Raw genomic sequence first — 14,723 nt, 5'->3', positions numbered from 1 at the left:
GGGAGTGTGAAGGCATGGGTCAAATCTCGATGAAAATTTCCGCCCTACCCGGGTCAGTTCTCAGTGAAAATCAACACTCAGCCTCCAATCATGGACGCACGACAGGATAGGGAATCACATAATCGTGAGCTCTCTTCAACACCTTCCAAAGCATGAGGAGGCAGTTTTGATCGTCGGTCAGATTTTAACAGACGCTTACCCGCCGATACGATTACACTTCATTTGTATGAATGTATGTGATACATATGTTCATACAAACAAGGGAGATCTTCCATGTCCGCTGTTACATTTCGGGTAGATGAAACACTGAAGGCGGCTGCCGTTGAGAAATTATCGGCGCAAGGTATCTCTCTTTCCGATGCATTGCGCGATACTCTGGCCTATATCGCAGAAACCGGCCGGTCCCCAGTTAAACGTCAGCTTGTCACGGATGAGGATGCCCACCTCCTCGAAATTGTGCGTGAACGCCTTAAAAACCCTGCCTCAAAACACCGCATGACTTTTGCAGAGCTGAAGAGCCGTCATCGCGAATGAAAGAGTATTCGCTTGAATTCGATGAGAGGGCATTGAGAGAATGGGATGCGCTCGACGGGAGTGTCCGCAAGAAATTTGAGAAGAAGCTGGAAAAATTAATCTGGAAGCCTCATTCCCGGGGAAATGAGCTTCATCGTGATCTGGCTGGATTTTATAAAATCAAACTTCTTAAAGACGGCTACCGTCTTGTCTATCAGGTCATAGACGAACGTATCGTCATTTATGTGATTGCCGTTGGCCGGAGAGCCGATAATGAAATTTATGCATTAGCAACAAAACGGACAGACTGAATTTTTCGCTCCCATTCACGTCTGTTTGCGCCTTCATATCAAACATTTAGTCGGACGTCATTGCTTTCTAAAACCAGAAACAGCCTAAAGGCTTCCTACCCAATCTGTTTGGACGATCACGCTGCAATGGCGAACGCAGCGCTACCGCCGGGTCGCTCACATGGTTCCATCCATATTTTTAACGACTGGTATAAGAATATCGAGATACTATCGGACTAGGTCTACAAGGCGATAGTCGACGGAAGTGAAAAAGCTTAACGCGGATTGCCCTCTGGAAACGTTCTGACGATAGCACATCCCGTTATGCAGTCACCCTTATCCGGTGCTCGGTTTGACTATCTCGACATTATGACAGAGATTATTTTTGCAGATGGGATCGCAGCATAAGGTCTGGGGCATGACGGAGAGGGGAGAACAGGCCGGTAATTTTGCCTTTCTGGCAAAAGACGCGCCAGAACTGACCAAATTGGGCCGGCTCGCCGAACATTTCTTCCTTCTCGACCCGCCGACATCTCTAATCAAGACGCGACAGTTCGCGGAACTGACGGCCAAGGATATCGCTGCTAGGCATGGTGAACTGCCCGACACGCGCGCTACCTTTGACGACGTCCTTCGAGCCCTTCAGAGGCGCGGATTACTGCAACGTCAGATTGCCGACTTGTTTTTTCATATCAAGCGCGTCGGAAATACAGCCGTCCATGAAAACGCAGGCACACGTTCTGAAGCGCTTGAAGCGCTTAAAATGGCCAGGCTGATCGGCATCTGGTTCCACCAGGTTTACAATCAGGCCCCCAATTTCCGCGCCGGCCCCTTCGTCCCGCCACAGCTTCCGGAAGACGCGACACCGGCGCTGCGTGAGGAAATCGAAGCCTTGCGCAAAGCCGTTTCCGATAGCGCGGACGCCGAAGCCAAGGCCCGTATGGCCACGCAGGAAGCCATCGCCGCACAGGCAACTCTTCAGGAGCGCGCGGCCAAGGAAGCTGAAGACCGCGCATTCTGGGAAAACTATGCCGCCGAGGCAGACCGGGAACGTCAAACAGCCGAACGCACTCTGGCGCAGGTGCAGGCTCAGGCCGTCGCCTCGCCTGTGGCAGAACTTTCGGATTTGGCGCAGATGGCCGATCAAAAAGCGCAGGAACTGGAGATTGACGAGGCCACCACGCGCGTACTCATTGACGCGCAGCTTCGTGCCGCAGGCTGGGAAGCAAACAGCAGAACGCTCCGCCATGCCAGAGGCACGCGTCCCGAAGTGGGGCGGGCGATCGCCATTGCGGAATGGCCGACCGAAAGCGGTCGCGTCGATTATGCGCTCTTTATTGACGGTCAGGCTGTCGGCGTCATCGAAGCCAAGCGTTCCATCAGGAACGTGGCTGGACGCCTTGGACAATCCAAACGCTACGGTCAGGATATCATCCTGACTTCCGAACAAAAACTGACATTCACCCCATCAGACGATGCCACGGCGTTTCGTGTTCCGTTCGTATTCGTGACCAACGGTCGTCCCTATTTCAAGAGACTGGAAGCCCTCTCCGGCATCTGGTTTTGGGACGCACGCACCGGCGAACCACCACGCGCCCTGATGGACTGGTTTTCCCCGCGTGATCTGACTGCACGGCTGGAACAGAAACTCGATGCCGCTGCTCTGGCGAAGACGGACCGTCAGCTCGGCGTGACGGGATTGCGTGATTACCAGATTGAAGCGGTTCATGCCGTCGAGGAGGCCATCTCCAATGGGCAGCGTCGCCTGCTCATCGCTATGGCGACCGGAACCGGCAAAACCCGCCTTGCCATCGCGCTGATGTACGAGCTTCTCCGCGCCCAGCGGTTCCGGCGCATCCTGTTTCTGGTTGACCGGAAAGCCCTCGGTATCCAGACGCTGGATTCCATGAGCAATACCGAAACAGCCAGCCTGCTCAAATTCGATAAGATCTTTCCGATTGCGGGAATGGACAAAGCGATCCCCGACCTTGAGGACCGGGTTCAGGTTTCCACCGTACAGGCCATGATCCGTCGTCTTTTCGACAACCCGGACGGCCAGCATCCGACACCGGGCAGCTACGATCTCATCATCGTCGATGAGGCGCATCGTGGCTATGTGCTGGATGCCGAATTACGGGATGACGATCTTGGTTTCCGCAATCTGGACGATTACCTCTCTGCCTATCGGCGTGTCCTCGATTATTTCGACGCCACCCAGATCGCCCTGACGGCAACTCCTGCTCTGCACACAAGGGAGATTTTCGGCGCACCGGTCTTTCACTACAGCTATCGTCAAGCCGTCATCGCGGGGCATCTCATTGACCATCGCCCGCCACGCCGCATCACGACAGCTCTCAGCCAGACGGGCATTCACTTTGACGCGGGCGAGGAAGTCGCCGTCGTGGACTCCCGCACCAATCAGGTTGACCTCTTCGATCTTGAAGACGAAGTCGATTTCGAAGTCGCCGAGTTTAACAAGAAGGTCCACACGGAAGCCTTCAACCGTGCGGTGGCCACCGCCGTCGCGCTGGAATGCCCGCCGGACAAGCCCGGCAAGACCCTTATCTTCGCTGCCCGCGATACGCACGCCGATATTCTGGTCAAGGCGCTGCGTCAGGCGTTAATCGAAGAATACGGTCCTCAGCCGCATGACATGGTCGAGAAGATCACTGGCGAGGTGGACCGTCCCAATGAGCGGATCAAGGTCTTCCGTAGTGATCCTCGTCCGAAATATGTCGTGACTGTCGATCTGCTGACCACGGGGATCGACATCCCCTCCATCGTCAATCTCGTCTTTGTGCGGCGGGTCAACAGCCGTATCCTGTATGACCAGATGATCGGACGCGCGACACGTCGTTGCGATGAGATCGGCAAGGAATATTTCCGCATTTTCGATGCAGTCGATATCTACGCCAACTTGCAAACCGTCACCGACATGAAGCCGGTAGTGGTCAATCCTTCACTGAGCTTCGCGACCCTTCTTGGCGATCTGAACCGCGCCACCACGGATGAAGACCGCACCTGGGTCCGCGATCAGATCATCGTCAAACTGCGCCAGCGCGTCCGTCACATCGCCCCCGAATACGCCGCACCGCTTGAAGCCGTGCTTGGCCCGCTGGCCGCCCTGCCAGACCAACTCCGTGACGCACCACCATCGGCGACGGCGGACCTGTTCGCCCGGCATCCTTCCCTTGCGACCATTCTCGACCACGCGGGTAACCGCACGCGCCCGAACGGTATCTATATCTCGGAGCATGAGGACGAGCTTGTCTCCATCACCGATACCTTCGGGAAACAGGCCAGCCCCGCCGATTACATCGAAAGTTTCGAGGCCTATATCCGTGCTAACATGAACGCGCTTCCCGCCCTGATCGCGGCAACACAGAAGCCCCGCGATCTAACACGGCAGGACCTCAAGGACCTCGCCACCGCACTGGATGAACACGGTTTCTCCGAAGCCAGTCTCCGCCGCGCTTACGGCACCGCACGCAACGCCGACATTGCCGCCCACATTCTCGGCTTCGTCCGTCAGGCGGCTCTTGGCGATCCACTGGTGCCTTACGCAACCCGCGTGGAAAACGGCGTGCAGAAAATCCTTGCGTCCCGAAACTGGACACCCAGACAGACACAATGGCTGAACCGTATCGGCCGCGCCCTGAAAGACCAGCCCGTGGGCGACCCAGCCCTGCTGTCCGACCCGCTGTTTGCACAACAAGGCGGCTTTGACGTGATCAACCAGACCTTTGATTCTGGCCTGAGTGATGTATTGAAGGATCTTAATGCTGCCATCTGGTCCGACGGATCAGAAGGAGGCCGAGCCGCGTAACAGGAAGTGTCTGACGTATGAATCCCGCTGCCGATCTGGTGAACAAACTCTGGCGCCTCTGCGCCCTGCTCCGCAAAGATGGCGTCACTTACCAGCAATACGTCACGGAACTGACCTATCTGCTCTTTCTGAAAATGGCGTCCGAGCAGAAGGACGAGACGCGTATTCCCGTGCAATACCGCTGGAAGGTCCTGAAAACCGCTAACGAAACCGAAGTTCTCAGACTCTACAAGCAAGCCCTGATCGACCTTGGAGACGGGGAAAAGGTTTCTGATCGCGCCATCGTCTCCATTTTCCAGAATGCCGCGACCATCGTGCGCGATCCGGCGAACCTGCGAAAACTCATCAATGCCATCGACGAACTGCACTGGTTCACGGAAGAGCGGGATTCTTTCGGTGACGCCTATGAAGGCCTGCTCCAGCGTATGGCGGAAGAGACCAAACGCGGCGCTGGCCAGTATTTCACACCCCGCGCCCTGATCGATGTCATGGTCCGTCTGATGCAACCAGAAGCAGGCGAGATCATCGAAGACCCGGCCTGTGGCACCGGCGGCTTCCTGATTGCCGCCAATCTGCACATGAAAGCCGAGACGGACGATTACTTCACCCTGTCTCCCAAGCAGCAGGCCTTCCAGCTTCAGGATGCGTTGCGCGGCGTCGAGAACGTCCCCGACACCTATCGCCTGCTGCTGATGAACCTCTATCTGCACAGCATCGACCCGAACAACATCGTGCTCGGCGACACCCTCAGCCCAACCGGCGCACGGGCGCAGTTCAAAACTGTCGATCTGATCCTGACCAACCCGCCGTTCGGCCCCGCAGGTGGGCCGCCGACACGCGACGATCTGACGATCACCTCGGCCGTCTCCTCCTACCAGCTTCCCTTCGTGGAACACTGCATTCGCGCCCTGAAGCCGGGCGGCCGCGCCGCCGTTATTATCCCGGATAACGTGTTGTTCGATGACGGGCGCGGCAAGGCTCTGCGCAAAATGCTGATGAACTGGTGCGACCTGCACACGATTTTGCGTCTACCTGTCGGCATTTTCTACGCCCAGGGCGTGAAAACCAACGTGCTGTTCTTCACCCGCTCGGAAAATGACGCACCGATTGAAGACACGACAAAAGCCGTCTGGATCTACGACGCCCGCTCCGGCGCACCTTCCTACGGCAAAACCAACCCGTTCCGCACCAGTGATCTGGATGACTTCGTCAAAGCCTTCGGCTCGGACCGTAATGGACGTGCAAAACGCAAGGATCAGGGCGAGGAAAGCCGCTTCCGTCGCTTCACACGCGAGGAGATCGCGGCCAGAGGCGACAATCTCGATATCACCTGGCTGAAAGACACGACCGATCAGGCTGAAGACGGGCTGGAAACGCCGGAGGACATCGCTGCGGCCATCGAGGGGCACCTGAAATCGGCGCTGGAAGAAATAACGGCGCTGATGGCGGAGCTTGAAAGCGACGCGGTGGATGTTGGGGCGGAGGCAGCGGAGTGATGTTACCGCAGGGATGGGTTGAAGCCGATATTGGTGAATTGTGTAATCTTGTTAATGGAAAAGCTTTTAAACCATCTGAGTGGTCTAAAACGGGTTTGCCAATTATACGGATACAAAATCTAAACAATTCTCAAGCATTGTATAACTACTATGACCGAGAGATTCCCGATAAATTTTTAGTCAACAGGGGAGACTTGCTGTTCGCATGGTCCGGAACACCGGGAACGTCGTTTGGTGCTCATTTGTGGATGGGACAGAAGGCTATTCTCAACCAGCACATATTCAAAATAATTTTTAATGACTTAGATATAGATAAAAATTATTTCAAAATCGCTATCAATTCGACTTTGCATGAATTAATCGGCAAAGCTCAAGGCGGGGTAGGACTTGCTCACGTAACAAAGGGTAAATTCGAGACTACGAAGCTTCCTCTTCCCCCTCTCGCCGAACAACGCCGCATCGTCGCCAAACTGGACAGCCTGACGGCCCGCATCGCCCGCGCCCGGGCAGAGTTGGAGCGTGTTCAGGTGTTGAAAAAGCAACTGAAACACAAAGCAACCCAGGCAATTTTCTCTACAAATTCGACATGGCCAACCGCCAAATTACAAGATTTAGTATCCGACGGGCCGACAAATGGTTGGTCACCGTCAACTGATAGCACTGCCCAAGGTACGCTTTCACTAAAACTAACAGCAACCACAAGCAGTTATATCCGCCTGGATAAGGCTGCGACGAAGAGAATTCACGAGACAGTCCCATATGATTCGAAGTTTTGGCTAAAAAGCGGAGATATACTTATTCAACGAGCCAATGCACTTGAGCATCTGGGAGTTTCCGCAATATTCTATGGACCCGAGAAAAAATATATTTACCCTGACTTGATGATGCGTGTGCGTGTTCAGGACGAGAACCTATCAAGACTAATTTGGTATTTCTTAAATTCTCCAAATACACGCAAGCATTTCCGAGAAAACGCAACCGGAACTGCCGGCAATATGCCGAAAATAAATGGAAAAATCGTAAAGCAACTATTAGTGCCTTTTCCTCCTTCAGACGTTAGAGCGCATGTGGTCAAGTCATTGGACACCTTATTCGCCCGTGCGAACCGCCTCGAATCCGAAGCCCAACGCGCCCTAACTCTCCTCAACCGCCTCGAATCCTCCCTTCTCGCAAAAGCCTTCCGCGGCGAACTCGTCCCGCAGGATCCGACTGACGAACCTGCCAGCGTGTTGCTCGACCGCATCCGGGCCGAACGTGCTGCGGATCCGAAACCGAAAAGAGGGCGCAAACAGTCCACTCAAGACATGCCCGTTCCCAGGAAACGGCAGACAGAAAAGCATGGCTGAGGAACCGTCCCTCGCAGACGAAAAATGGGTTCGCATCATGGGCGAATACGGCTGTGAAGGCGTCTGGCATCGCGACGGCAGTTCGACATGTGCAGACGAACTCCCCGTCAGCGAGGGATTGCGAGAACGGCTTCGTGCATGGGCCCAACGCTATGATGACTATGACTTCCCGCCTGAGGAAAACAGCCCACCGTTCGATATGGAAGCCTTCGCCCGAGACGGTCTGGAAATCGCCCGCGCGATCAAGGTGGAATTGCCAGATTGGACGATTATTTATTTCGATGAATCCAAAGCGGATTATAAAAACCGCTCTCAACCACGATCGCAATATGAATACGAGGTTTGATCGAACACCATGGCCGTTCCTGACTACCAGTCTCTCATGCTGCCAGTCCTGCGCCTCGCCGCCACAGGCATTCGTCGCGTGCCGGAAGTTGCCGAGGCGATTGCGGACGAGTTCGGACTGTCGTCGGAAGACCAGGCCGCGTTGCTTCCGAGCGGCAGACAGAGATTGCTACCCAACCGCGTTCATTGGGCTAAGACATACCTGATGAAAGCTGGCCTGCTGTCTTCTCCTGCAAGGGGTCAGTTCACGATCACGCCGGCTGGCAGTGACCTTCTTGCCTCGGCTCCTCCCGCTATTACTCGCGCCATGCTTGAGCAGTATCCGTCGTTTCTCAGCTTTGTCGGTGGCACATCAGGCGAGGCTGCCGAGCAGACAGCCGTGCCAAGGCCGACCGATGCTACCACGTCAGACAACCAGACGCCTGAAGAGCGGATTGAGGCCGCGCATACGGAACTGATGTCCGAACTGCGCTCGGACCTTCTTGAGCAGATCCTGCAACAGAGCCCCGCTTTCTTTGAACAATTGATCGTCGATCTCCTGGTGGCCATGGGCTATGGCGGCAGTCACGAAGACGCAGCAAAACGCCTCGGCGGCACGGGGGACGGCGGTGTTGACGGTGTGATTAATGAAGATCGCCTTGGGCTGGACCGAATCTACGTGCAGGCGAAGCGTTATGCCGCCCATGTCAGCGTCGGGCGTCCTGACGTACAGGCCTTTGTTGGCTCGCTTGTGGGGCATGGATCGAACAAGGGCGTGTTTGTCACCACGTCATCCTTCAGCGCCCCGGCGATGGACTTCGTACGCCATCTGAGCCAGCGCGTCATTTTGATTGACGGCGCAGCATTGGCCGATCTGATGATCGAACATGACGTCGGTGTACGCGTCAGCCGTACCATAGAGATCAAGAGGATCGATCTGGATTTCTTCGACCTCAGCTAAACGATCTGCTGCAAGCATGTATGTCCAGTTTATTGATCTCCAAGCGTAAACCGAACCTTCCGCTCTCCTAAAGGGTTTCGGGCGCCGCGAGGCGTACGAAAGTCTGGGAAGACCGAACCCGCGACACCGGGACTCAGTTATGGGGAATTTGCAACTGGCGCTACCCAGGGGAAAGCCTGAGCCAGAACATACAGGTGCGTTTGTGGAACTGGAACGGGTTTTTGTGACCGGATCTGCATGACGCGATGACAGAACTTGCTGTGTAGGCGGCGATTTTACCGGATTTTCCAGTGATGCGTACAGGAGTCCCGGTTTGCCGGGGCGGAGCCACTGCGGGATCGGTCATGCTGTGGTCTCTGCGGGCTGTCATGGTGATCCCCCGGTCGGATCAGTCGCCCGTGGCGGCCCTCGGGGCTGGCACCATCGGGGAAGGATCTGGATGGCGATCATCGGACCACCGCAGCATGGGCCCGGCAGTGGCGTGACCGATCCGGGGCCGGGATCTCTGGCGCTGGTGTGAGTGTCACCTTGAGCAGTCCCCGCACCCGGGCGAGGCTGGTCTTGCGGCTGGAACTGGCCAGCAGGCCATAATGGCGGATGCGATGAAATCCCCGTGGCAGGACATGCAGCATGAAGCGGCGGATGAACTCATCCGTGGCGAGTGTCATGACCTACTGCTGGTGGGCTTGTATCCCGCCGGTAGGGGAGAAAGGGCCGTGGATGCTTCTCTGCCAGGCGCTCGACCAGTATATGCGTTGGATAATGGACGCATTCACCGCACATAATGCGGATATAAACTTGCGATCTGCGGTGATTAAGCGTCATATTCCCCTCAAGAGGTGCAGGGAATATGACAAGATATATTTATCAGCATGAAGACTGGCCCGACTTCCGGTGGGACAAGGATACTATCTCCCATGAACTGGCTGCGGTGCGCCACCGGCAGGGTCGACTCCTGGGGCATATGGAAAGCCTTGGCTTCGATTTCAGGTCGGAGGCCGTGCTTCTGACCTTGACGGAAGATGTCATCAAATCGAGCGAGATCGAGGGTGAAAACCTTGATCGCGAGCAGGTACGTTCTTCCATCGCCCGACGACTGGGGATGGATATTGGCGCGCTGGCGCCAGTGGATCGGGATATCGAAGGCGTCGTGGAAATGATGCTGGACGCAACTCGGCATTACGCTGAGCCTTTGACCGAAGAAAGGCTGTTTGCCTGGCATGCAGCTTTATTTCCCACAGGGCGAAACGGAATGTCACGCATTCTGGTGGGCGAATGGCGTGATGACAGAACCGGCCCGATGCAGGTCGTATCAGGCCCTGTCGGACGGGAGAAAGTACATTATGAGGCACCGGCTGCCAGCAGGGTGCCGGCAGAGATGCGGGTCTTCCTCAACTGGTGCAATGCCGAGCAGGCGCTGGATCCTGTGCTGAAGGCAGCCATCGCACATTTGTGTTTTGTTACCATTCATCCCTTTGAGGATGGAAACGGGCGCATGGCACGGGCCATCGGTGACCTCATGCTGGCGCGTTCGGAACAGACAGAGCAGCGTTTCTACAGCCTGTCGGCCCAGATCCGGCAGGAACGGAAGGATTATTACGCAATCCTTGAGGCTACCCAGAAGGGGGACATGGACGTCACGTCCTGGCTTCACTGGTTTCTGGGGGCGCTGGATCACGCCTTTGATCGCGCTGATCAGGTCCTGGGAAAGGTCATCCAGAAGGCACGTTTCTGGGACAATCTGGCCGGGCAATCGATCAATGACCGGCAACGCCTCATGCTGAATCGCCTGCTCGACGGGTTCGAGGGCAAACTGACATCATCCAAATGGGCAAAGCTTGCAAAGACGTCACCAGATACAGCCCTGCGAGATATCAATGATCTCATGTCGCGTAATATTCTGGCCAGGGAGGCGGCGGGAGGAAGAAGCACCAGCTATGTGCTGGTTTTCCCCGAGAGGTAAAACGCGGACCGGAATCAACATACCCGGTTAAAGGATCCCCGATCCAATTTTGTGTCGGGAGAGTTGTTCCCAGTGGTTAGGCGGCGCTTTTCCTTGCATTGGTGGGGGGCAGGAAGTGGCGAGCGCCTGATGCGCAGCATCCCATAATGGAATGACGGAGGTGTTCATATCACGTCGGCATTCCCCCCTCACCCAACGAGTACGCCCATCTTCTTCCCTGACATCAACCGCCTGATTAACCTGTAGGTGAGCCACTTCAAGAATATTGGCTTGCAAACGAATGGCAGCGCAGTTTCCCTATTTGCGCACGGTCCCAAGCATTGAAGCTCATCCTTGATGTGTCTACATGGTCGATACATCTTCAGCCGCTTCTTCTGTTTCAAGCTAAAAGTAACCTATGTCCACTTCTAATGACGCGGGTATGCAAACCGGACAATCCGCCCCCATTGCTGCCTTTAGTTTCCGCCAATCAGCGACCAAAATCCCAACTTGCGCTTATGCTGCACTTTCAACCGGGTCATGAAGGCTTCATGGGTTTCCATGCCATACGTCGCTGTCAGCATTGGCGCAAGCAGATGACAGGAGGCGAGGTCCTTCGCAGCATAGGAATAATAGCGGGAAAGCGCCTTATCCAGAACGGCCTCGATCAGTAAACGATAAAGAAGCGTTGCCTCGTTGGGATACACTTCAGACAGACGATCCGCAGCCGGACGTAGCGTCTCGTAATCACGCCCGTCCAGTTCTGCCGTATGTTCCCGCACGAGACGGGCAGCAACGTCGAGCGCTGGCCATTCCAGCAGAGCGGAGAGCGCCACGCCTCTGACCGGGAAATTACAGATATGATTAAGTGCCTGCTCTTCCGCATCAATCGCATCGTAATCGCTGAGATGGCGCAGATATGCCTGGCAGTGCGGCAAGCTAAGACGTTCCTGAAAGACTTTCCATCGCAGGGACTGGGCTGTGTCGCGGTCGCCCACGGTTTCGCACGCTTCGATCCGAAGATCGTCGTTTTCCCCGTGAAACCTGGAAGTTTCGCCCGTCTCCCGATCGAGCCATTCAAGCGCCTCCGAGGCGCGCCCTTTGTCCAACAGGCGGCGCGCAATATCGCCAATATAGGCAGCCTGACGATCATTCAGGCTGACTGCTTCGATATAGGCATTAACGTCACCCATTGCGTCGGCCAGGTCCCTTAGGTGACCGAAGGTCTGCATGCGCACCCTGTTAATGTGATAATCGTCTTTTCCCCGGGAGGCAGGGAGGTCGTGCAGTCGTGTGACGAGTGTGCCCCTGAGCATGGTCGCACCCTCTGTACCTAGCGCCTTACCGCACGACGCGAGCAGATGGTCACACGTGCCATATTTATCCGCATCGAGAAGTGTGAGCAGATCCCTGACTGTGACAGCCGGATCCCTGCCAGCCTGTCGCCCCCAGAGGAAGCCAAGATTGGCTGCCGCTTCGCGAAACACATCTGACAGATAACCGGAACTGTCATCAGAGCGCTCATAGACGGAAGGAGCAAGTTCCACGAGAATACGCATCGCGGAAATGGCATGCCCGACATCCGCCATCGCAACATCATCGAGAATGGCGCGTCGCAGGGTGTCGAGTTCCGTGGCGAGGGGTTTGATCCGGTCCCAAGGCAGGAAACCACGGGAGCGCTGGATCGTTCGCAGCCTCTTTTCGATCTCCTTGCCGAGTTTATCTTTCGCATGCGTGGCTGTCAGCGCCATACGCAGCTTCCGGGTGAGCACGGCATCCTGTTCCGACAGCTCGACCAGAAGGTCTGCAAGCCGATCCGCACCAAGGGCTTTCAGATTCTCTTTCGTGACGGTCGTGCCGACTTTCGCGGATGCGGCGGATTTGCGGGTGGCAGATTTTGTAGAAGGAGCGCGGGCCATGAGTGCAGATTATGGCAGCGACACAGGGGACGCAATCAAATCCCGTTGCCGAAAAAAAGCTAATGGCTCCGCCCTCGCGCCAGCAAGGATGCGCGTCAGCGCGCTGACGCCGTCCGACAGGGTGTCCCCGATCTTCCTTCGCATCGGTTGACCACATGGCCCCCACAAAAATCAGCCGATCAATCTTGGAAGGAAACTTATAAGAACGCTCTTAATAACGGCCTTCCCCTGCCCCCATTTGCCTTTCCCATAATGCTTGGGATAGACATTTACCATACGCAACAAAGGGGAATTTCCCCGGGTAAAAGCCTATGGGCAATTGTAACGTCTCGGTTCGAGTCCCGCAGTTCGCACCATAAATCCTTGATTTAGAAGGATTTATTAGTTTCGGAACTGTGACGGTAATTTTTTACCCATAAGTTTGCCAGCAGCTTGAACGTGCGGGATGAGAGTGCGGGATGCTACGGGTCATGGGGACGAGGTATTATTTCAGGCGTGCCGTGCCACGCGACATCCAAGCCATACTAGGTCGGAAAGAGTTTTCCCTTGCGCTGAAAACCAGCAATAAAGTGATAGCGCGCGAACGCGCAGGGCTGCTTTATGGAAGGATCGGCGAGTTGTTCAATAAGGCCAAGGATGCCGCACCCGAACCAACCAAAGCCGAACTGAAGGAACTGATTGCCCTTCAGAAGAAGATCATCGCCGAACATGAAGACCTGCGTAACGTTGAACGCGCCGCTGCACAATCACGCCGCAAGGCCGATGAAGCCCGTCATCTTTACGAGAAACTCACCCTTGTGAAGCAGACCGAAGATTTTTTCGAGCGTGTCACTCCCGCCATGAATGATCTTCTGCACCGTCTGAGCAGATTAAGCACCGATATCCTTGTCGACACCAAGGTCAGCGATACAGAAAAACAGGGGTTGCGCGAGCAGATTGCAAACCTGACCAGTATCATCACCAATGTCAGCACCACTGCACAGCCAGAAATCTTTGAAGACACGCAGCCTCTGACACCTGCCAAGAAAGCCACCCAAAAGCTTACTCAGAAGCGTGATACGCGCCCCAGATTGTCAGAAATGGCTGAACGCTTCGTATTCTCCGATCAGACCAAGAGCGTTGACACAATCAAAGGAACAACCAACTCCGTTGCCCTGTTCACCGAAGCATTCGGGGACATGCCAGTTGCCGATGTCACAGGGAAGATTGCTGGCGAGTTTCGTGACCTGCTTTCAGGACTCCCGGCTCATCACGGCAAAGGGAAATCAACCCCGCCTATCCGGGAGGCCGTCGCACAGGCAGAAGAGTTCGAGCTTGACACCGTATCGGGCAAGACCGTCAAAAACCATTTCTCCCGCATGTCCGCCTTGTGGCGACACTTAGTCCAGCGCGACTACGCCACCCGCAATCCCTTTGAAGGCTGGAAGTTCGACATCACCAAGAAAATCGAGCGTCGCGCATGGTCGGAGCAGGAATTGCAACAGCTCTTATCCGCACCGTGGACAAGTCGGGTGACATCCGAGCGCACATATCAGGGGATTATCCAGACAGCCCTTTATACAGGGATGCGGCTGGGTGAAATCTGCAACCTGCGTAACAAGGACGTCGAGATTATCGACGGCATCCCCTGCTTCCACATCCAGCCTCACACCGAGATTGTGAACGGCAAGCAGCGCAACTGGTCGCCCAAGACTGCCGCAGGCACACGCATTGTCCCGATACACAGCAAACTGCTTGAAGCCGGAATCCTGACGTTCAAAAGCTCAGGACTCTACTTGTTTGATGAACTGACAATCGCACCACACGGGGTCAGAGGGAACGAGTTTGCACAGGCCTTCTCGAAATTCAAACGCCGTATAGGCATTCCAGAAGATGTGACCTTCCATTCCTTCCGTCACCTTGTCTCCACCAAGCTACGTAATCAGGAGAACGATATCCGCGAACTCTGGATTGATGCGCTGCTGGGGCATGAAGCAACGCATCGTTCACAGGGAACAACAAACTATATGTCAGGCATTGAAGTGAAGAACCTGCAACGGGTTGTTGAGGCGCTCATCTATCCGCCTTTCATACACTTCACGCCTGACAGATGACGTAAACGGTAGC

Annotated in this window: 10 protein-coding genes and 1 pseudogene; 9 read left to right on the top strand and 2 right to left on the bottom strand. The window is 55.4% G+C overall.

Features of this window, described 5'->3' with window-relative positions:
* The first annotated feature begins 273 nt into the window (after positions 1 to 273).
* From AB2L51_RS13440 to AB2L51_RS13410, 7 genes are all read left to right on the top strand, one after another.
* Positions 274 to 534 carry a type II toxin-antitoxin system RelB/DinJ family antitoxin gene (locus tag AB2L51_RS13440; protein WP_061507952.1) on the top strand — a complete coding sequence of 87 codons (261 nt, stop codon included), beginning with the start codon at positions 274 to 276 and terminating at the stop codon, positions 532 to 534.
* Positions 531 to 824 (top strand): type II toxin-antitoxin system RelE family toxin, encoded by a 294-nt coding sequence (locus AB2L51_RS13435; protein ID WP_395582725.1) that lies wholly within the window; start codon positions 531 to 533, stop codon positions 822 to 824. Before AB2L51_RS13440 ends, AB2L51_RS13435 begins: the two co-directional genes overlap by 4 nt.
* Before the next feature lie 370 nt (positions 825 to 1,194).
* Entirely contained in the window at positions 1,195 to 4,629 is a 3,435-nt protein-coding gene (gene hsdR, locus AB2L51_RS13430; protein WP_400922345.1) for a type I restriction-modification system endonuclease, read from the top strand.
* A 17-nt stretch (positions 4,630 to 4,646) separates the two neighbouring features.
* The gene (locus AB2L51_RS13425) at positions 4,647 to 6,125 is read left to right on the top strand and encodes a class I SAM-dependent DNA methyltransferase (RefSeq protein WP_395582727.1); all 1,479 of its coding nucleotides are present in this window, start codon (positions 4,647 to 4,649) and stop codon (positions 6,123 to 6,125) included.
* On the top strand, positions 6,125 to 7,471 hold the full coding sequence (locus tag AB2L51_RS13420) for a restriction endonuclease subunit S (protein ID WP_395582750.1): 1,347 nt from the start codon (positions 6,125 to 6,127) through the stop codon (positions 7,469 to 7,471). The genes AB2L51_RS13425 and AB2L51_RS13420 overlap by 1 nt, the downstream gene beginning before the upstream one ends.
* Positions 7,464 to 7,817: a hypothetical protein gene (locus AB2L51_RS13415; protein WP_395582728.1), complete on the top strand. Its 354-nt coding sequence runs from the start codon at positions 7,464 to 7,466 to the stop codon at positions 7,815 to 7,817. Before AB2L51_RS13420 ends, AB2L51_RS13415 begins: the two co-directional genes overlap by 8 nt.
* Before the next feature lie 9 nt (positions 7,818 to 7,826).
* Positions 7,827 to 8,756, top strand: coding sequence for a restriction endonuclease (locus AB2L51_RS13410; protein ID WP_395582729.1), 930 nt, complete (start codon positions 7,827 to 7,829; stop codon positions 8,754 to 8,756).
* 366 nt (positions 8,757 to 9,122) lie between these two features.
* On the opposite strand, the pseudogene AB2L51_RS13405 reads toward AB2L51_RS13410, so the two are convergent.
* Positions 9,123 to 9,458: pseudogene (locus AB2L51_RS13405) on the bottom strand (transposase); the annotation flags it as partial.
* Between the two features lie 148 nt (positions 9,459 to 9,606).
* On the opposite strand from AB2L51_RS13405, the gene AB2L51_RS13400 reads away from it, so the two are divergent.
* Positions 9,607 to 10,719, top strand: coding sequence for a Fic family protein (locus tag AB2L51_RS13400; RefSeq protein WP_395582731.1), 1,113 nt, complete (start codon positions 9,607 to 9,609; stop codon positions 10,717 to 10,719).
* Between the two features lie 455 nt (positions 10,720 to 11,174).
* Here the strand turns inward: AB2L51_RS13400 and AB2L51_RS13395 are convergent, their stop codons facing one another.
* The gene (locus AB2L51_RS13395; RefSeq protein ID WP_395582732.1) at positions 11,175 to 12,617 is read right to left on the bottom strand and encodes a DUF6880 family protein; all 1,443 of its coding nucleotides are present in this window, start codon (positions 12,615 to 12,617) and stop codon (positions 11,175 to 11,177) included.
* Between the two features lie 458 nt (positions 12,618 to 13,075).
* On the opposite strand from AB2L51_RS13395, the gene AB2L51_RS13390 reads away from it, so the two are divergent.
* The gene (locus AB2L51_RS13390; protein ID WP_400922337.1) at positions 13,076 to 14,710 is read left to right on the top strand and encodes a tyrosine-type recombinase/integrase; all 1,635 of its coding nucleotides are present in this window, start codon (positions 13,076 to 13,078) and stop codon (positions 14,708 to 14,710) included.
* Positions 14,711 to 14,723 lie beyond the last annotated feature (13 nt).

The sequence above is a fragment of the Acetobacter fabarum genome (genome assembly GCF_040702925.2).
GTDB classification, from domain to species: domain Bacteria; phylum Pseudomonadota; class Alphaproteobacteria; order Acetobacterales; family Acetobacteraceae; genus Acetobacter; species Acetobacter fabarum_B.
Note: the sequence above shows the minus strand (reverse complement) of the source record. Positions and strands in the feature narration are given on the sequence as shown.